The sequence below is a fragment of the Sphingobacterium corticibacter genome (genome assembly GCF_003076635.1).
Taxonomy (GTDB): domain Bacteria; phylum Bacteroidota; class Bacteroidia; order Sphingobacteriales; family Sphingobacteriaceae; genus Sphingobacterium; species Sphingobacterium corticibacter.
This window is the reverse complement of record NZ_QDKG01000001.1, coordinates 23,667-43,028: the sequence shown is the minus strand read 5'-3', so window position 1 is coordinate 43,028 and position 19,362 is coordinate 23,667. Positions and strand designations below refer to the sequence as shown.

General features: G+C 44.7%; 11 protein-coding genes. 8 read left to right on the top strand and 3 right to left on the bottom strand.

Going from position 1 to position 19,362, the window contains the following annotated elements; translation table 11 throughout:
- Positions 1 to 4: 4 nt before the first annotated feature.
- Both topB and DC487_RS00145 read right to left on the bottom strand, forming a co-directional pair.
- On the bottom strand, positions 5 to 2,122 hold the full coding sequence (gene topB, locus DC487_RS00150; RefSeq protein WP_116773919.1) for a type IA DNA topoisomerase: 2,118 nt from the start codon (positions 2,120 to 2,122) through the stop codon (positions 5 to 7).
- 31 nt (positions 2,123 to 2,153) lie between these two features.
- Complete coding sequence (locus DC487_RS00145; protein ID WP_116773918.1) at positions 2,154 to 3,500, bottom strand: deoxyguanosinetriphosphate triphosphohydrolase; 1,347 nt, start codon at positions 3,498 to 3,500, stop codon at positions 2,154 to 2,156.
- 147 nt (positions 3,501 to 3,647) lie between these two features.
- Between DC487_RS00145 and DC487_RS00140 the strand changes: the two genes are divergently transcribed.
- The 7 genes from DC487_RS00140 to DC487_RS00110 all read left to right on the top strand — a co-directional run bounded on the left by DC487_RS00140 (position 3,648) and on the right by DC487_RS00110 (position 14,475).
- On the top strand, positions 3,648 to 4,709 hold the full coding sequence (locus DC487_RS00140) for an aldose epimerase family protein (protein WP_239016290.1): 1,062 nt from the start codon (positions 3,648 to 3,650) through the stop codon (positions 4,707 to 4,709).
- A 78-nt stretch (positions 4,710 to 4,787) separates the two neighbouring features.
- Positions 4,788 to 6,305, top strand: a complete 1,518-nt coding sequence (locus DC487_RS00135) for a TlpA family protein disulfide reductase (protein ID WP_116773917.1) — start codon at positions 4,788 to 4,790, stop codon at positions 6,303 to 6,305.
- Between the two features lie 161 nt (positions 6,306 to 6,466).
- On the top strand, positions 6,467 to 7,078 hold the full coding sequence (locus DC487_RS00130) for an RNA polymerase sigma factor (protein ID WP_116773916.1): 612 nt from the start codon (positions 6,467 to 6,469) through the stop codon (positions 7,076 to 7,078).
- Between the two features lie 109 nt (positions 7,079 to 7,187).
- Positions 7,188 to 8,129, top strand: a complete 942-nt coding sequence (locus DC487_RS00125) for a FecR family protein (protein ID WP_116773915.1) — start codon at positions 7,188 to 7,190, stop codon at positions 8,127 to 8,129.
- Between the two features lie 112 nt (positions 8,130 to 8,241).
- Positions 8,242 to 11,412, top strand: coding sequence for a SusC/RagA family TonB-linked outer membrane protein (locus tag DC487_RS00120; RefSeq protein WP_116773914.1), 3,171 nt, complete (start codon positions 8,242 to 8,244; stop codon positions 11,410 to 11,412).
- Positions 11,413 to 11,423: 11 nt separating this feature from the next.
- Positions 11,424 to 12,860 (top strand): tetratricopeptide repeat protein, encoded by a 1,437-nt coding sequence (locus DC487_RS00115; protein WP_116773913.1) that lies wholly within the window; start codon positions 11,424 to 11,426, stop codon positions 12,858 to 12,860.
- A gap of 13 nt (positions 12,861 to 12,873) precedes the next feature.
- Positions 12,874 to 14,475 carry a calcineurin-like phosphoesterase C-terminal domain-containing protein gene (locus tag DC487_RS00110; RefSeq protein ID WP_116773912.1) on the top strand — a complete coding sequence of 534 codons (1,602 nt, stop codon included), beginning with the start codon at positions 12,874 to 12,876 and terminating at the stop codon, positions 14,473 to 14,475.
- 173 nt (positions 14,476 to 14,648) lie between these two features.
- On the opposite strand, the gene argH is transcribed toward DC487_RS00110, so the two are convergent.
- The gene (gene argH, locus DC487_RS00105) at positions 14,649 to 15,983 is read right to left on the bottom strand and encodes an argininosuccinate lyase (protein WP_116773911.1); all 1,335 of its coding nucleotides are present in this window, start codon (positions 15,981 to 15,983) and stop codon (positions 14,649 to 14,651) included.
- Positions 15,984 to 16,199: 216 nt separating this feature from the next.
- Here argH and DC487_RS00100 point away from each other — a divergent pair, with 216 nt between their 5' ends.
- A complete protein-coding gene (locus DC487_RS00100; RefSeq protein WP_133228277.1) occupies positions 16,200 to 19,040 on the top strand; it encodes an alpha/beta hydrolase family protein in 2,841 nt (946 codons plus the stop codon).
- The last annotated feature ends 322 nt before the right edge of the window (positions 19,041 to 19,362 follow it).

The following is a 19,362-nucleotide window of genomic DNA, read 5'->3' as shown; positions in this document are numbered from 1 at the left end:
TCGGTTATTCAACCGGGCTAACGCGCAGATTTTCGAATGTCAAGGCTGATTCTACCAATTGGCCTTGCTTATTCTTCACGCCTTTCAGCACCGAAGTTTTTCCTTTCTCCAACAAGTTTTTCATTTCCTTTTCTTCCAAGAATACGCCATTCAGAGTGCGCCAGATTTTAAAATCGCAACCTTGCGCATAGCGATCACATTGCGCGATTTTTTCGTACAAATGGATGTTGCCTGGTTCACATTTCGGACATTTGATCTTGCCTTTTTGCTGCGGCTTGGCTTCTTCCTGCGCAATAGCAATTTTCAATTGCAGCAACTCACCCGTAATCTTCGCCGTGTAATCTTTGATATGCTTCATAAAGACGTCGTAAGACACTTTATTGGCACGCATCTCTTCGAGCTTCTGCTCCCACTTTCCGGTCAGCGTCACCTTGGCGATAGAACGGTCTTTCACCAGATTATAGATCGTCAATCCCTTATCGGTGGGTACCAGCTTTTTCTTTTCCCGACGGATATACTCGCGTTGAAACAAGGTTTCGATGGTCGCAGCGCGCGTAGCAGGCGTTCCCAATCCACAGTCTTTCATCGCTTGACGCATTTCCTCGTCTTCGATTTCCTTGCCAGAAGTTTCCATTGCTTTCAACAAAGAAGCTTCGGTATGCACGGGCTTGGCTTTGGTAAAGCGTTCCGACAAGGCCAAAGAACGCATGGCATGCCATTCACCCGTCGTCAACTTCGGCAATTGCGCATTTTCATTATCCTGATCTTCGTTGCCTTTTTCGTCTTCCGCGGCAGGCTCTACTTGCTCGGCAGATAAGCGCCAGCCGTATTGACGGATCACCGTCCCTTTGGCAATAAGTTCCGTATCCTCGGCTTTGAGCACCACAGTGGTAATGTCTTTAATACATATGTCGGAAAAACTCTCGACCATTCGCTTCGCGATCATCTCATAGACGTGCTGCTGATCTTTGGGCATCGGTCCCGGTTTTTCATCGGTCACGAGCAAAGCATGGTGATCGGTCACTTTCTTGTCGTCCACCGAACGTTTATTAAGCTTCGCTCCGATCAGGTTTCGGCTTATCGCCGCAATATTTTCTGGAGCCGTTGCCGCCAAATGTTGGAATAAAGGATCGATCGTCTCGAACACATCTTCTCCGATATACCGCGAACCCGTACGTGGATAGGTGATTACCTTTTTCTCGTACAAGGTTTGCGCAATGCTCAACGTTTGATCGGCAGAATAGCCATATTTCTTGTTCGCATCTTGTTGCAGCGTAGTCAAATCGTACAAAAGCGGTGGTTGCTCTTTCGTTTCCTTGGCTTCTACCTGTGTCACTTCGGCGTTATCGCCTACTTTCAGTTGGGCGAATCGAGCATCTGCATCTTCTTTTTTGTCGAACTTATTGGATGTCGCTGTGAAAGAGATACCATCTTTTTCAAAACCAGCTTGAATCTTAAAAAATGCTTGTGGTTTGAAATCAAGATTTTCCAAATAGCGCGCGCAAATCATGGCCAAAGTTGGCGTTTGCACACGGCCTAAGGACAATAAACCTTTGTTTCCGGCTGCTAGCGTAATGGCTTGCGTGGCATTGATACCGATCAGCCAGTCGGATTCCGAACGAGAACGCGCCGACATGTACAAGCTATCGTACTCCGCACCTTCTTTCAGCGCAGCAAAGCCCGCTTTGATAGCTTTATCCGTTTGCGAAGAAATCCACAAACGTTTGAATGGCACATCCGATTTGAGGTAATAATAAATATTGCGAAAGATCAATTCTCCTTCGCGCCCCGCATCCGTTGCCACAATGATTTCTTCGGCTTTGTCCAACAAACCTTTGATCGTATTCAACTGCTTGGCTGCGCCGCCATCATCTACCTGACGGCCATCTTTGCGCACTTTTTTTACTTCCAGTGCAAACGCAGGTGGAATAATTGGCAAGTTGCTGGCCGCCCAGCTATGATAACCATACGCTTGCGGCGTGCACAATTGCACTAAATGCCCAAATGCATAGGTAAAAGCATAACCATTTCCTTCGATATAGCCATCTTTAATATCTTTCGCTCCCATCACTCGCGCCAAATCTCGCGCCACAGATGGCTTCTCCGCAATTACTACTTTCATGCTTTTTCGTATCGAAACGTCAGGATCTTGTTTAGTCTAAGGAAGGAATGGTGATTCCTTGAATTTTACGGTACAAATCTACGGCGTACACATCGGTCATGCCCGACACAAAGTCTAGCACAGAACGAATCTTGCTATACACATCATCTGACGCGGCATGAAACTGTTCTGGAATCATCGCAACGACCTTTTCATCAAACTTAGTTTTGTTGGTTTTAAGATAAGCGGGCAAGAATTCGCCCAATAATGCATTCATTACCTTAAAACCAGCAATCTCAATCTGCACCACGTTAGGCGCATTATAGATACGTTTTATCGACAGTTTTTCGATGCGTTTCATCTGGTCGACCAATGGCTGATCCAGTGCATCCATCAAAGAAGATTGAAAAGTACCTGCTAATAATTGCGCTTGATGATCCGTAAACACCTTGGCACAACCGTGGATCAAGGTATTAATGGCTTTTGCCCGTAACAAAGATACGCGACTGCCTTCGTCGGCTAATCCATCCAATCGCTCGCGCAGATTCGCATCTCCGCAAAGCGGCAACAATAACGCTTCCACTTCAGAATAAGATAATATGCGCAGATGATGCGCATCTTCTAGATCGATAATATTATAACAAATATCATCGGCCGCTTCCACCAGATAGACTAACGGATGACGCAGATATCCATCTGGATTTTCAGGATCGGTCTTTAGACCAAGTTCTATGGCGATCTTATCAAAAATGGGCTTTTCGCCCTCAAAGAAACCATACTTCTTGCGGTGATGATTACCTTTTACATGGCCATCAATAGCGCGACAAGGGTATTTGACAATCGCCGCCAGACTCGTATACGTGAGCGCAAATCCTTTATCATCTTTCCCGTTAAAAGGATGCGTCAGAATGCGTAGCGCATTGGCATTTCCTTCAAAATGTGTAAGATCTGCCCATTGCGCCTCTGTAACCTGTTCTTTAAAATGTAAGCCTGCACCATCGGTGAAGTAAGACGATATCGCGGCTTCGCCGGAATGACCGAAAGCCGGATTTCCCAAATCATGCGACAAACAAGCTGCCGAAACGATATTGCCGACCTCTTGTAGGAAAGGCACCTCGATATCGATATTGGGATTATTCTTTTTGGTCATCATGTAAAACAATCGACCTAAAGACCTGCCCACACTGGCGACTTCTAAGCTATGCGTCAACCGGTTGTGAACAAACACGGATCCGGGCAATGGAAATACCTGCGTTTTGTTTTGCAATCTGCGAAAAGGTGACGAAAATATCAGACGATCGTAATCACGCTGAAACTCAGAGCGCGCATCAATCTGGTCATTCATTTCCCGGGCTTCATAGCCCCACCTTTTAGCCGATAATAGTTGTTTCCACTGCATGCAATATCGTGTTTTGACCGCCAAATATACGGTTTAATCGGGAGAAGGGGAATGCACATCGACCCAGTTTTAGACCCGCATCTGCCATTTGCCGAGATTGAAAATATTCGTTATCTTTAGTCACCAAAATAGAAACAACAATCTTATATGATCACTTATCAGCTACCTGATCCTGCACAATTTAAAACAAAACATCGCGATAAAAACACGCATCTTATTGTGCTTCAAAATCAGGCCGGTATGCAGGTTGCGCTCACCGATTATGGCGCACGGATTGTGAGCATTATCGTGCCCAACCAACAAGGTGAACCGACCGACGTGGTGTTGGGTTTTGATAACATTGGAGATTATTTGAACGCGGAAGCTAAATTCTTGGGCACGACTGTGGGTCGCTATGCGAATCGCATTGCGAATGCGCGTTTTGAGCTGGACGGACGGGAATATCTACTGGAAAAAAACAACGGTAGCAACTGCTTGCATGGTGGTAGCGATGGATTTCATGATCGCGTATGGGATCGCCAAGTGAGCTTGCAGCATAAAGTGGACTTTTATTATACGGCAAATGATGGAGAGGGCGGATTTCCGGGCAATCTCAATGTGCATGTATCTTACGAGTTGACCGATGCAAATGAATTAAAAATTGCTTACAGAGCAGTTACAGATCAAAAGACGGTGCTTAACTTGACTAATCATGCGTATTTCAATTTGCATGGCGAAGGCCAAGGGGAAATACTGGATCATTATGTACGCATTCCGTCAAGTAAATACATCCCGACCAATGCCGATCAAATCCCACTAAATACGGGCGAAGACGTCGCGAATACGCCATTTGATTTCCGAACCGAAACACTGATTTCGGATCAACTGGACTTAAGTAATCCGCAACAGGAAGTAGCCAAAGGATTTGACCACAGCTATGTCGTCACTGTTGGTGATCAAGAACCATTAGCTACGGCGCGATCGGCTTCTTCGGGCATTCAGCTAGAAGTTTTCAGCACGGAGCCATCGGTACATTTTTATACTGGAAATCACTTGTTTGGTGAAGATACCGGCAAGGCCGGCAAAGCCTACACACCGTATACCGGCTTGTGTTTCGAAACACAGCATTTCCCAAATTCGCCAAATATGCCCGAATTCCCGTCGGTAATACTTGACAAAGGACAGGAATATCAGTCTAAGACGATATATAAATTTTCACTACACAAATAAGCAGTAAACACAAACAGATCTTCGCCCAATAACGAAAGGTCGAAAACATCTATCTGATAAACTAAAGTAAGGTACAACATGATGAAAAAGATAAAATGGATCGCGCTCGCTTGTAGCGCAGTATTATATTTCCAGCAAGCTCAGGCGCAGGAAGTAGTGGCCGCTAAAGAGGGGGCGACATACGAAGAGATTCTTAATCAAATCAATAAATTAGCCAGCAGCAGTAAAGAAGAAGACAAAGCCCTTTTGAGAAAAGAAGCCGAGGCATTGGCACTGAAAAAAGGTGAAGACGAGCTTGATCTTGCAGCGATCGTGTATGAGCGCGCATTGGATGACGCTAGCCGTGCAAACGAAATCCGCGCAGCGATCGAAGCAGCATATCCACAAGGTGTTACTGTACGTAATAAATCGTATGCTGCCATGATGAAAGAGGCTGGTGAAGACAAATCTGCCGCAGATATTGAACAGCTTTATTTAGCTTGGGAAAAACAGTATCCGGCGAGCAACTACGCAGAAAAAGATCAAAACATGTATCACTCGGCCGTCTATAACTTATCTACGCGCTATGCGAAAGAGCAAAATATGCCGAAGACGATCGAACTGTTAGGACAATTGAAAGGAACAAATTACTACGTACCTGCTGTCGCTACCACTTTCGATAAATTACCAGAAGAACAGAAAGATTACAAAGCATTTTCTCCACTGTTGAAGGATGCCTATGTTGTAAGCAAGGCGGCTAACGAATCCGAAGATCCTGCAATCAAAGAAAGTAACAGTGCTTACTATTATGGTGCGGTAGCTCCTCTTTACGCAGCGGCATTGGTCGGGGAAAAAAACTTTGATGAAGCAATTTTAATTACGCAATCAGCTTTAGAAGAAGAAAACTACGGTGGCTACTATGCTTTGCAAAATGCCAAAACCTTGGGTAACGCTTATGCGCAAAAAGGCGACAAAGCAAAAGCTTTGGAAACCTACGAAAAGTTCATCGCAGCGAATGGAAAAGATTCTACCATCGTAGCACAGGCGCAGGTATTGTATAAAGATGTTAACGGCGACAAAGCTGACTTCCAAGCACATCTTGCCGACTTAGACAAGCAAATGACGGAAGCATATTTTGCGAAATATGAGCAGGAAATGAAGAAAGAGGAAGCTCCTGCATTTACATTAATGAACCGTGAAGGCAAAGAAGTTTCCTTAGCTTCTTTAAAAGGTAAGGTAGTAGTATTAGATTTCTGGGCGACTTGGTGTGGACCATGTATCATCTCATTCCCTGGTATGCAAGCAGCCGTAAATAAATATGCGAACGATGATGAAGTAGAGTTTTTGTTTATCGATACTTGGCAGCGCGAAGAAAACTACAAAGAACTAGTAGACGAGTTTATCGCCAAAAACAATTATAACTTCAACGTACTATTTGACGAAATGAAAGATCGCTCCAAAGCAACGGTAACCGCTTATGGTATCCAAGGGATCCCTGCGAAAGTGATTATCGACAAAGAAGGTTTCATCCGTTTCCAAAACTCGGGCTCGGAACCCAATGTGGATAAGTTGGTGAAAGAATTAGACACGAAGATTGCTTTAGCAAAACGCGGTTAAGCAAGCTTAGAACATAATGAATGTATCAAAATCCTCCGGAAGAATTCTTCCGGAGGATTTTTTTTTGGCATTCTAAATGGACATCTGTGGCAACAAACTATAACAGTATCCTTACGCACTTTTAATTTTCCCTTAATCTTTGCTTACGACCTTTGTCGGAGATGCACCTATCACCTACCGATGAAGATCACAGCGACGAACTATTAGCAGATTCGCCCAATTCGACGACTAATCCAAGTGTTAGTCACGCTCAACTATCCATTATTTTTCAGCGTAACTGGGAACGGTTGTTTAGACTTGCATACCATTTACTAAAGGATAATGATGATGCGCAAGATGTGGTACAGGAGGTCTTTATCAACTTTTGGGATCGGCGTCACGAACTACAAATTCAGACCAGCATCGACAATTACCTCTTTGGAGCAGTTCGTTACAAAACCCTGACCCGACTGCAGACCAAATTAAGCTACAACAAGCGAAATATCCCATTTGAAAACGCTTTAGTAGATAGCTTCGTAGAAGCCGTAGACCCAGTATTAGTGCAAGAATTGCAGGAAGAAATCGACCGGCAGGTCAAACTATTACCCGAAAAAATGCGGCAGGTTTTCTACCTACGAACCGTAGAATGTCTTTCTATTCCACAAATCGCAGAAAAATTGCTCATCTCAGAAGCTACCGTCAAAAACCATTTGGCTGCCGCCCGACGCAAACTACGCACACAGTTGGGTGATGCGGCCTATTTGGCTGTAGCAGTTTTCTTAAACCAGTTGTAAACCGGAGATCGGCGCACCAAACTTTAATAGACAGGTAACGATTTCATAACACGGCTCACTAGTCCTCCCTCTACCTTTTCTAGACTTATAAGTAACGAACAGTACTTATATGCAGCGGAAAGAAATTCAGCAAATCGTAGAAAACTACCTGAAAAAGAAAAACACCTTAAAGCAAACGGAAGCACTGCGACAGTGGCTTTCGTTTTTAGTCAAAAAGCCCTTACCGCATAGCCAAGATGAGCAGGAAGCCATCCGCGAAAAAATGTGGCTACACATCGAGGAAGCAACTCAGACGGCGGATTATGACGAGTCAAAAACAGGGAATAAACGCATTTCCATCTGGAGTGCAGCGGCTACAGCGGCTGCTTCGCTTCTTCTCACCTTTGGTCTCTATCATTTCTTTCAACCGGAGCGCCTCATCTATCAAACAAGTGCTGGCGAAACTAAGCAGATCACACTAGCAGATGGTTCGACCATCTTCTTAGAGGAAAATTCGCAGGTAGAAGTTGGCCCAGAATTTCAGTCAGATACCGCACGTACAATTCATTTGGTTACCGGACAGGTTTTCTTTCAAGTGCAGAAAGATGCTTCCCGACCATTTAGGATTAAGGGATCGGCGATGCAAACTGAAGTATTGGGTACTTCATTTCGCATTCGTTCTTACGAAAACGAATCGCTGTGGCATATCGCTGTAAAAACTGGAAAAGTGGCCGTATCCTCGCTGCATGATCCAAGTAAAAGATACACCTTAATCGCGGCCGACAGTTTGGTGTACAGCAAGACGGACGATCAAGTAAGGCAATATATACATCAGGCAGCTAACTCGGGTTCTCTGCTATTCCATGATGACAACTTCCAAAATATTGCCCAAAAGTTACAGCAACGCTACGGCATCGATATTATTCTCGAACCATCCTTAGCAGACGATCACAAGTTTTCGGGCGAATTCACTTCACAAGATGATATGGAAGACATTTTGGAGATGATCTGCTTGGCTACCGGAACCACCTACCGACAGGAAAATGGAAAAATAATTATTCAATCCAAATAACAAACTGGAGAGATGGGTCGTACCCAGGCTGGATCGCGCGCAAACTATATAATCTAGCCAAATACACCACTTCAATCCTTATTAATCAAACAACAAACATCAACCACAGAAAATGAAAAGTTACCTATTGCTGCTTACTGGAGCCTGCCTTTTAGGGGCTGCTCCCACACAAGGTAAGATGCTGACGACCATCTCCACGTACACCACGCAGGCAGACGGAAGTGCTTTGCTTGTCTCTTTGGAGAATATCGCCAAGAATGCTAACAAACGATTGGTCTACGACAAAGAGATCCTAATCGGAAAGAAAGCGGCTAGCTACGACAAAAATCATTCGCTACCGCGGATGCTGGAAGAATTGCTACGTGGCACGGGTATCGCCTACCAAATCAAAGGCGACATTATTTTGCTGCACGCATCGACTGAAAACCCGGCGCCAAAAGTAGAAACAAGAAGTCAATCGCAACAACAAGCAGTACTTCGTGGTATCGTACGCGACGAATTGACGCGCCAACCTGTATCGGAAGCCACGATTGCTGTGGTGGCTAAAAATAGATCTATCAAAGCGGGAGTAGATGGAAATTTTAAGCTGGATCTTCCTGCGGCAGAAAGCTGGATTATTCGCGTGAGCTTTATGGGATATAAAACCAAGGATATTACCGTTTCGCGCAGCAGCTTATCACAAAAACTGGAAATTGACTTGGCACAAGATCTTTTCGGATTGGATGAAGTGGTCATCACCGGTCAAGGTCTCGACATCAACAAAAGAAGGCTTTCTACCAATATAGCCAGCATTGGCGGCGACGAGTTGGCGAAAGTACCGGCCACACGTTTCGACCAACTATTACAATCCAAACTCCCGAATGCGCAAATCCGCCTTACAGGTGGACAATCTGGCGCAACGTCTATCATTCGCGCCCGCGGTGTCGTTTCTGCTTTTATGAATTCCACACCCGTGATTTATGTGGATGGTGTGCGTATGGATAATCTAAATACCGCCTCCGCGATTGGTGGTGGTAGTGCACAAGGTGCTGGCGTGAGTGCGTTAGCGGATATTCCGATTGATAATATCGAACGCGTGGAATATGTAAACGGTGGTGCGGCTACAACTTTATATGGATCGGATGCGGCGAATGGCGTGATTCAGATTTTCACCAAAAAAGGTGGTGCAGATCGCACCAGCGTGTCCGCCGAGGCGACGCTAGGTGCGGAGCGTGCAACCACGGATTTCCTACATTTCCAACGGACGAAGGAACTCTTGTTTGAGCCAGGACTTTTCCAGCGCTATAATGTGGCCGTAAATGGTAACAGCGGAAAAGTAGGATACAGCGTAACCGGTGCGTACCTCAACAGTTCGGGTGTACAGTTATTCAAGCAAAATCAAAACAAGCGTTTTGACCTGCGCACAGGATTCAAAGCCGAACTGCACGAAAAAGTGTCGTATGAAAGTAGCTTCTCTTTCGTCAACAACAGTTTCAAGCGTACACGAAATGGTAACCAAGGTGGTTATACTGGATTATGGTATGCAGAAAGTGGTGCATCGGCGGTAACTGGCCCAACGCCAAGATTCAATCCGCGTATTGATGATCTATCGGAGGAGGAATTTGAAAAGATGAAAATGTTTGTACACACCGCAGAACGACTGCAAGATAATGAGATTGTGGTGAATCGCTTTCAAACCGGACAAACCTTCCAGTACAAACCGGTGCACAATATTAACATTAAGGCGGTCGGTGGTATCGATTATCGTGTGGTGCGCAATCAAACGATCCAAACCAATGAATACTTGACGCACACCACAGGTAACTTGACCACAGATCGTGGAAGCATCAACAATGGCGAACGAAAATTCTGGGGATTGACCTTGGAATTAAACGGGCAACATCGTGCAGAGATCGGCGATTTTTCCGCGGTGACGACCGTTGGTGGACAATTATTCCGGAACGAAGACAAGCAAGTGGCTTACAATGGTACGAATGTGCGCGATGGCGCAAGAACCATTCGCGAAGCGATCGCAACGAGTAGTGATAATTTCGTAGACGAAGTGGTTAACTATGGTGTGTACGCACAGACGAACTTAGGTTGGAAAAACAAACTTTTCTTGGATTTGGGTCTTCGTGGCGATGGTAATAGTGCCTTCGGTAAAGATATCGGGGTGCAGTACTATCCGAAAGTCGGATTCTCCTACATTCCTTCGTCAGAAAGCTGGTGGAGCGATAACCTTCCATTCTTACCTTCTGCGAAATTGCGTGGTAACTATGGTGTAGCTGGGAACTTTCCGCCGGCCTTCCTCAATTTGAGAACGGTGAGTTTCGCGGGATATTTGGGCAGTCAAGCGGCGATGTTTGGTATGCCAGGTGTAGACTTACGCCCAGAAAAAACGACCACATTTGAAGCAGGTTTGGATTTAGGTTTCTGGAAAGACCGCATTACTTTGTCGGCCGGCTTATATCATGCGGTGACGAATGATGCTTTGTTTTCTGTACCCGCAGCACCTTCTACAGGCGAAGCCTTGGCACTTAGAAATGTCGGTACCATCCTAAATCGTGGATTGGAATTCTCGACGCAAATTGTCGCAATTCAGAAAGAAAACACTTCCCTTCGTTTCAATCTAGCGGTAAATACGCTTTACAATAAAGTCTTGTCTTCTAATGGAGCTGCGCCATTCAACTTGGCCGGATTTAGCGAGCGTACGATACAGACCGTGGTACAAGAAGGTTATCCCATCGGATTTATCCGTGGTGCGTATGGCGAATTTGGTGAAGATGGTGTGTTGGAAAGCACCACGCCATTGCAAAATCTGGGCACCACCATTCCAGATCTTTTCGGTAGCATGGGCGTCAACTTCCAATGGAAATCACTTAACCTATTTGCTAATGCAGATTACCAACAAGGTGCTTATGCTAACAACTGGGACAGCCAGTTTAGATACAACTATGGCGCTGGCGACGAAGGCATTCCCGAAGGAGAAATCAACTCGGAATTCAAGCGCACCCGTTGGTTGCAATTCACGAATATGTTCGTAGAGAAAACCGATTACATCAAGATCAGAACGATTGGAGCCAGTTATACATTGCCACAGCAAATGATCCGTTCTTTTGCCAAAAGCATGGTTGTGAGCGGTACCGTAATGAATCCTTTCAACTTTGCGACATCCAGCTTTGATCCAGAAGCAACCATTAGTGGATCGGCTCAAGGTCAAGGTCGCGCAACGACGGGCGGTATTTCTTACGCGACTTACTCCGCACCTAGACAATACCTGATCTCTGTTAAAATGTCCTTTTAAGAAATAATACCATGAAATTATCATTCAATCCTTTATATCTATTAGCAAGCGCTAGCATATTGCTAAGCTCTTGCGAACTTTTCGAAGTAGAAAACCCGTACGTCACCGAAGATCGTTTTATCGACGGACAACAATCACTACCTACTTGGCTCAACGGCGTGCGTCGCCAAACCAGTTTGACCGTGGGTACCGTAGTGGAGTTTACCGAACTCGTCTCGGACAACTACTTCAACAATTACACGCAAAGTAGTAAAGTCTTCGACAATCCAGAGATCAATCACTTTGATCGTGACGTCACGAATATTCAGGCCAATATCCAAAAGCTGTTGGAGATGAGCGAATTTGGATTAACCAAATTTACCTTTTCTGATTCGCCAGCAGATCAGCAAATCCGCGCGGAACTGCTTTTCTCTAAAGCATATGCCCATATTTTGGGAGCTGAATTGTACGTAGGATTGCCGACGACGGTATTGGGCGAAGTAAAATCCCCCGTTGAATTACGTACTCTCGCCATTGCGCTGCTCAACGAAGCAGCTACGCTGTATAGCACAGCTGCCGACAAGGATGCTTGTACGCTGTTGATTGCACGTTGTCATTATGGTTTAGGAAATATGACCGAAGCTACCAACTTTGCCAATCAAATCGTAGCGACCCCACTATTATTACGCCAAGTAAAATATGGAACACAAAATGGACCATCAAATAACTTCCAAAGCGCTATTTTTTCAAATACCACCAACTGGTTTGCTCCGCTGCCGCGATTGGACTTTTTAGATCCAAAGTACTTTCACCAAACCAGCAATATCTTCGACGATGAGAAGCCTATTGCTATCGCCAAAGCCGAAGAAGCATACCTGATCTTGGCAGAAGCCCAAGCCGTACAAAACAACTTGACAGCGGTAAAGCAAACCTTGAAAGATCTGTTGAGCAATACCGTAAGCAAACGGCCAGTAACGCAGCTTAATGATAAAACCGACACACGTAATGGCGGTAATAGAACGGATTATCCAATAACGGCCGTACAGGTTAAGTTCGATGCACAAAGCCCAGCTATGTCTGGCTTCGTGTTAGATCGCGCCAATGGAACTATTCCGGCTTACTCAGTATCTGGCACGCACATCACCAATACAGAAATCGATGCCATACAAACGCAAGACGAGGCGCTTTATCTGATCTACTTACTGCGCCAAGAAATCTTTATCGCGGAAGGCCGTCGGATGACAGACTTAGGTATTCGTTTCCCAGTTTCAGAGCGCGAGCAGTTGAACAACCGCAACGTGAGTGAGCAACATATCAAAGCGATTATTCCAGATTTCATTCCAAAAAACAGAGGCTTGGATGATTTTACGTACGATCGTGCGAATGCCACGGTGACCATGGCGTATGATATGAATAAGGTATTGGTTCAACACAAAGCATCGCCTTATGTGATGCCATTCATTAAATAATCTATTAAGAACTATGAAGAAGAATCTATTTGGCCTATTGGCTACGGGGTTAGTATTCGCGGCGCTAACAGGCATTGCACAAGAATTGGCCAAAGGCAAGGTTTACGAAGACCTCAACAAGAATGGAAAATGGGACAAAGGCGAGCAAGGCGTCGCCCAAGTAGCCGTGAGTAATGGCGTACAAGTGGTATTGACCGATGCAAAAGGACAGTACGAACTTCCAGTTGGCGAAGACAATATTGTATTTGTCATCAAACCAAGCGGATATACGGTGCCACTAAACGAGTACTATTTGCACAAATCTTACTACATCCACAAACCCAAAGGTTCGCCAAAGGAATTGACCTATGCCGGTGTGGATCCGACTGGCCCATTGCCGAAATCTATTGATTTTGCTTTGCAGAAAAACACAGAAAAAGAGGAATTTCGTATGTTGCTATTTGGTGATCCACAGGCGTACACGGCACAAGAAATGACCTTTTTCAATCGTGCTATTGTGGATGAAGTGGTCGGCATTCAGAATGTGGCTTTCGGTTTGAGTTTAGGAGATTTGGTGGGCGACGACCTGAGCTTACACCCATCCTATCGCGCTAGCATGGCACGTATCGGCTTGCCTTGGTACAATCTAAAAGGCAATCACGATATGAACTATGATGTGACGGCCGATAGCTTATCAGACGAAACTTTTGAAAGAAACTTTGGCCCTGCCAATTATTCCTTCAACTATGGCCATGTCCATTTTATCGTATTGGATAATGTGCGTTACCCAAACCCACGCACTGGTAAAGGATATTTGGGTGGATTCCGGAAAGATCAGTTGGATTTCGTAGAGAATGATTTAAAGCATGTAGATCATTCCAAATTAATTGTTTTAGCTTTTCACATTCCGTTGGAGCACCGCAATGGCGACACGTTCCGTGCAGAAGATAGACAGCGTCTGTTTGATCTGTTGAAAGATTATCCGCATACGTTGTCGCTATCTGCCCACATGCATACGCAAACACAGCATTTTTACGGTAAAGCGGATGGCTGGAAACAAGAGAAACCGCATCATGAATACAATGCGGGTACAACGTCAGGAGATTGGTACAGCGGCGAATTGGATGAGCGTGGTGTACCAGCCGCAACGATGCGTGATGGTACGCCAAATGGCTATGCCTTTATCGATTTCAACAAACACGATTACCGCATCAGCTACAAACCATCGGGCAAAGATTCCACCTATCAGATCAATTTATACCACCCGAAAGTAGTTGGGCAAGGGAAACGCACACGCGCAGCAATTTTTGCCAACTTCTTTATGGGTCATCATGGTAATAAAGTCGAATTTGCGATCGATGGTGGCAAATGGGAAAAGATGATACCAGCCAGAACAATCGACCCTGCTTATTCTGCGATTTTATATCCTTGGGATAATCTGGAAACCTTGCTTCCAGGTCGTCGTCCGACGGATGGCATGACCAGCACGCATTTGTGGCGCGTCGGATTACCGATCGACTTGGCCGTTGGCGAACATAAAATTAAAGTACGGGCAACCGATGATTACGGTCGTGTACACGAAGCGACGAGTACCTACCGCATCGAACCGACAAAGGATTATCCGGATCTAAAGTAATCGGATAAAAGTAAAAAATGCGTCCTTGCGAGGAAGTATGACGAAGCAATCTTACATGCTAAACAACATGAGATTGCTTCGTCGTCGTTCCTCCTTCTTACGATGACGTTTATAGCAAAGAGGGCAGCCTGTGGATAGACTGCCCTCTTTCATATAATAGCATATTGCGTTGTTTAATCTGCTAATAGATCTGCCAACGCTTTCTCCACTTGCTCAAAGCCAAACGAAGATTTTGCTTCTTCGAACAAACGAACAACCTGATCGTTGCACAAATTGCCAATACTTCCCTCGTGCGTATGATTCACAGCTTTCTCCGGACTGAAAGTACCTTCTTCAATCGCTAAGCCAATATTTTTGTACGCTTCGCGGAATGGAATACCTTGCAAAACCTCGTTGTTCACGACTTCCACACTGAAGAGGTAATCGTATTTTGGATCATCCAGAATATTTTTCTTGATATCAATATGCTGTAGCATAAAGGTGGCGATCTCCAGACAATCTTTCAGCGATTGGAACGCTGGGAAAAGGTTTTCCTTCAACAATTGTAGATCGCGGTGATAGCCTACCGGCAAATTAGTGGTCATTAAAGCAATCTCATTCGGCAAGGCCTGAATCTTATTACAACGCGAACGAATTAATTCAAACACATCGGGGTTTTTCTTGTGCGGCATAATGCTAGAACCTGTCGTCAAATGCGCCGGAAAGGAAATAAACCCAAAATTCTGGTTGATAAACAAACACACGTCCATCGCGAATTTGGCTAATGTCGCCGCGATAGAGCTCATGGCCTGCGCGAGAATACGCTCGGTTTTACCGCGGCCCATCTGCGCATACACCACATTGTAGTTCAAATCTTCGAAACCTAGCAAGTTTGTCGTCATCGTACGATTTAATGGAAACGACGAGCCGTATCCAGCTGCTGAACCCAGCGGATTCTTATTGCACACTTGCCAAGCAGCTTTCATCAAATGCAGATCATCTACCAAGCTTTCGGCATAGGCACCAAACCACAAGCCAAAGGAAGAAGGCATGGCAATTTGCAAATGCGTATAACCTGGCATCAGCACATCGCGATGCGTATTGCTCAACTTGATTAATTGACGGAATAAACCTTCGGTGTGCGAAACCATACTTTCGATCTCCGTCCGGAAATACAACTTAAGATCTACGAGAACCTGATCATTGCGGGAGCGCCCCGAATGGATTTTCTTGCCTGCATCGCCAACCCGTTGCGTTAGCAACATCTCGATCTGCGAGTGCACATCTTCTACCACGGCTTCGATTTCAAAATTGCCCGCCTGTATATCTTTATATATTTTTTTTAGCTCGGCTTGTACTGACGCAAGGTCTTCGGCCGTCATCAGGCCAATGCTGTGCAGCATCTGCGTGTGTGCGAGCGATCCCAGCACATCTGCTCCGGCCAAGTGCAAATCCATGGCGCGGTCATTGCCTACGGTAAAGTTTTCTACGAAAGTATCAACGTCTATATTCTTTTGCCAAATCTTCATATCTCTATATTCGTGCTTATGCCCTACGAGTCTGGAAAATTGGTAGCCATTGCGCCAGCTCCATTTCGAAGGATCGAGTTAAATCCACCAAAAGTAGCAATTGCAGACCGTTAAATCAATTGTTTGGCAACGGTAACCTTGCTGATACCTACCGGAAAAAGAAAGAAAATTCAATATATTCGAAAATCCAAAATAACGATCAACGAATTCCTCACTATGAAATTAAAACAATGCATACTTCTGGCCTTCCTTTTAGCGTCCGCTTTAGGTGGCCAAGCACAAGAAAGCAAACCACCCATTACTTGGAAAGATATCCCGAAATGGGAATACCTGCGCATGAATGTCATGACGATCTCCAACAATGCGAAATGGTACGCTTACGCGGAAGGACCGACGCAAGGCGATCTCAACCTATTATTGAAATCTGCTTTTGATACCACAAAATACCAATACAATATAGGCGGTGAAGCAGGGCCAATTCGCTTCAATGAATCGGCGAGTCATGTGGCCTTCTTTGAGGCAGCGCCGTACAAAACCATCAAGGCTAACGAGAAAGCAAAGAAACCTAGCTTTAAAAACCTACGCTTAGTGACGGTGAAAGACACGAGCAGCGTTCTATTTGACCGCGCGAGATCATTCGAATTTTCGAACGAAGGCGGCAACTGGCTAGCGGTGAGATTTGAATCTTCGGGTGATGGTCCAAAAGGTCCAGACGCGGCTAAAGGAAGCGACTTACTATTGTATAACCTACAGAATAAACAAACGTTCAATATTGGTAATGTCAATGAATTTCAATTCAACAAATCGGGACAATACCTTGCTTACACGATAGATGCGAATAACAAAAACGGAAATGGCGTATTCTTGCGCGATATGCAAACCGGTACAACCTACGCATTGGATAATGACAAAGCAGCTTACAGCAAAATCAATTGGAACAAGGAAGGTACAGCGCTGGCCTTGTTGAAAGCAAAAACAGATAAAGCGTACAAAACGCCTGTGTACACGCTTATCGGTGTGAAAGATATCAAAGGAAATGCGTCCAACATCATCAGCTACACCGGATTGGATGAGAAAGAAATCAGCGCTGGATTTGGCATTAGCGAAAACAGCACACCATTTTGGTCGAAAGACTTAAACACCTTGTTTTTTGGCATCGCCAAACTGGAAAAAACGGAAAATAAAGCGGCGGCAGATAGTACGGCGCAAGATTCTACCAAGATTGCCGAGAAAAAACCTGCTCCAAAAGCCGATAAGGATGCGGAAAAGCCGGACATGATCATTTGGAACTGGCAGGATAAAAGATTGCAATCGGCGCAGCGCACGCAATCTAACCGTGATAAGAACTACACCGCACAATCGGCCTATCACATCAAAAGTAAACAATTTGTATCCTTGGCAGATAGCGCGCGCAAGAGCATTGCGCTAGCACCAAATCAAGACCTGGGTTATGCACTTGATTACACGCCTTATGAGATGGCATCTAGCTTAGATGGACAACAATTTGCCGATTTATATCTGGTAGACATCGGTACTGGCCAAAGCCGTAAAGCGATTGAGAAACTTTATCTGAACGCCATACGTAATCTATCTTTCTCGCCTGATGGCAAATATTTATTGTATTACCAAAACGGGCATTATCACAATTTGAATACAAGCAGCTTGGCTTCAACGAATCTGACTAACAAGATCAAAGCCAGCTTTATTGCCGAAAAAGTAGATAACAACGTAGAAAAGCCGGGTACACCCAACTTTGGCTGGACAGCTGATGGCAAATATGTCTTCTTGAGAGATAACTTCGACCTGTGGAAAGTATCTGCAGATGGCAAATCGGCTGTGGCGCTGACTGATCGTTGGAAAGATCAGCAATGGACGGCAAACCGACTTTTGTCCAACCTGTATCCAGATGATGACTTTACTGACACGAAGAAGGATCAGTATTTTATGGTGTTCAACGAAGGTAATAAGCAATCGGGCATCGCGGTATTGAAATCTGGCAGCAATAAGCTGGAAATACTACAACATTCGGATGACCTGTATTCTTCTGTCAGCAAGCCGAAACAAGCGAACGATTTGTTTTTTGTAAAAGAGAATAATACAACATCTCCCGAGCTATACATCGCGGAGAACAGCACTTTCAAAAACACCAGAAAGCTGACAGATAATACGCCGAAGAAAGATGATTATGCGCTTTCCAGCGGCGCGAAACTGATTAGCTATGTCAATGACTTTGGTGATACTTTGCAAGCGACTCTTTTCTTGCCTGCCGACTATGTAGAAGGAAAATCGTATCCGACAATCACGTACATCTACGAGCGATTAACAGATGGTACGAACAGTTATTCTCAACCTGCTTTTCCGGGCGGAGGTTTTAATCGCGCGGTATACACGAGTAATGGTTATGCTGTCCTGATGCCAGATATCGCTTATAAATTGAATGATCCAGGCATGTCTGCCGTGGCTTGTGTAGTGCCAGCAGTAAAAGCAGCGGTGGCAACGGGCATCGTAGATGAAGAACGCGTGGGTATTCACGGACATTCTTGGGGCGGATATCAGACTTCGTTCTTAATCACGCAAACCAATATTTTTAAAGCGGCGGTGGCTGGAGCGCCATTGACAAATATGATTAGTATGTATAGCTTGATTTATTGGAATTCAGGATCGACGAATCAAAGCATTTTTGAGTCTTCGCAAGGCAGATTGACCACGGGTTATTGGGACAACTGGGATGCGTACACTCGAAATTCTCCCATCTACCACATCAAAAATGTGAACACTCCTTTGGTTATTTTGCATAATGATAAAGATGGGGCGGTGGACTATACTCAGGGGATAGAATACTTCAATGGATTGCGCCGATTGCAGAAGCCGGTAACCATGCTGACGTACAATGGAGAAAATCACGGCTTAGCGAAAGAAGTGAATAAAAAAGACTACGCCGTGCGCATGATGGAATTTTTTGATCACTATTTGAAGGGAGCAACTTCTCCCGATTGGTGGGAAAAAGGTATCGATTACCTAGATATGGACAAACATTTGGAAGAGCGTGCTTTTTAATAAAATGCGTTAGTAAGTAGTTAAGCGTTGCTTTATACGATTTAGCAAAGTGTGGGTCTAAATACGATTTAACATCGAAAGTAATCACTTACTTTTTTTTAAGTTTTAGTTTGTGAGGTCTAAATCAAAACCCTATGTTTGTGATGTAAAGGGAGATGAAAAAAAAATCTGAGTAAGCTTACCCTTACTCATCACTGCCACCAGTAAACTTTAAACTTGATAGACCTAAAAAGTCTTAAAACTTACACGAAATTCATGCTATCCAATTATAAACTAGTTTTTGATGAAAAGCTTGTCTAATCCTAAGACAAGCTTTTTCCTT

Coding starts and splice junctions, on each gene's coding strand:
- topB (WP_116773919.1), bottom strand. CDS start 2,122: ATGAAAGTAGTAATTGCGGAGAAGCCATCTGTGGCGCGAGATTTGGCG.
- DC487_RS00145 (WP_116773918.1), bottom strand. CDS start 3,500: ATGCAGTGGAAACAACTATTATCGGCTAAAAGGTGGGGCTATGAAGCC.
- DC487_RS00140 (WP_239016290.1), top strand. CDS start 3,648: ATGATCACTTATCAGCTACCTGATCCTGCACAATTTAAAACAAAACAT.
- DC487_RS00135 (WP_116773917.1), top strand. CDS start 4,788: ATGATGAAAAAGATAAAATGGATCGCGCTCGCTTGTAGCGCAGTATTA.
- DC487_RS00130 (WP_116773916.1), top strand. CDS start 6,467: ATGCACCTATCACCTACCGATGAAGATCACAGCGACGAACTATTAGCA.
- DC487_RS00125 (WP_116773915.1), top strand. CDS start 7,188: ATGCAGCGGAAAGAAATTCAGCAAATCGTAGAAAACTACCTGAAAAAG.
- DC487_RS00120 (WP_116773914.1), top strand. CDS start 8,242: ATGAAAAGTTACCTATTGCTGCTTACTGGAGCCTGCCTTTTAGGGGCT.
- DC487_RS00115 (WP_116773913.1), top strand. CDS start 11,424: ATGAAATTATCATTCAATCCTTTATATCTATTAGCAAGCGCTAGCATA.
- DC487_RS00110 (WP_116773912.1), top strand. CDS start 12,874: ATGAAGAAGAATCTATTTGGCCTATTGGCTACGGGGTTAGTATTCGCG.
- argH (WP_116773911.1), bottom strand. CDS start 15,983: ATGAAGATTTGGCAAAAGAATATAGACGTTGATACTTTCGTAGAAAAC.
- DC487_RS00100 (WP_133228277.1), top strand. CDS start 16,200: ATGAAATTAAAACAATGCATACTTCTGGCCTTCCTTTTAGCGTCCGCT.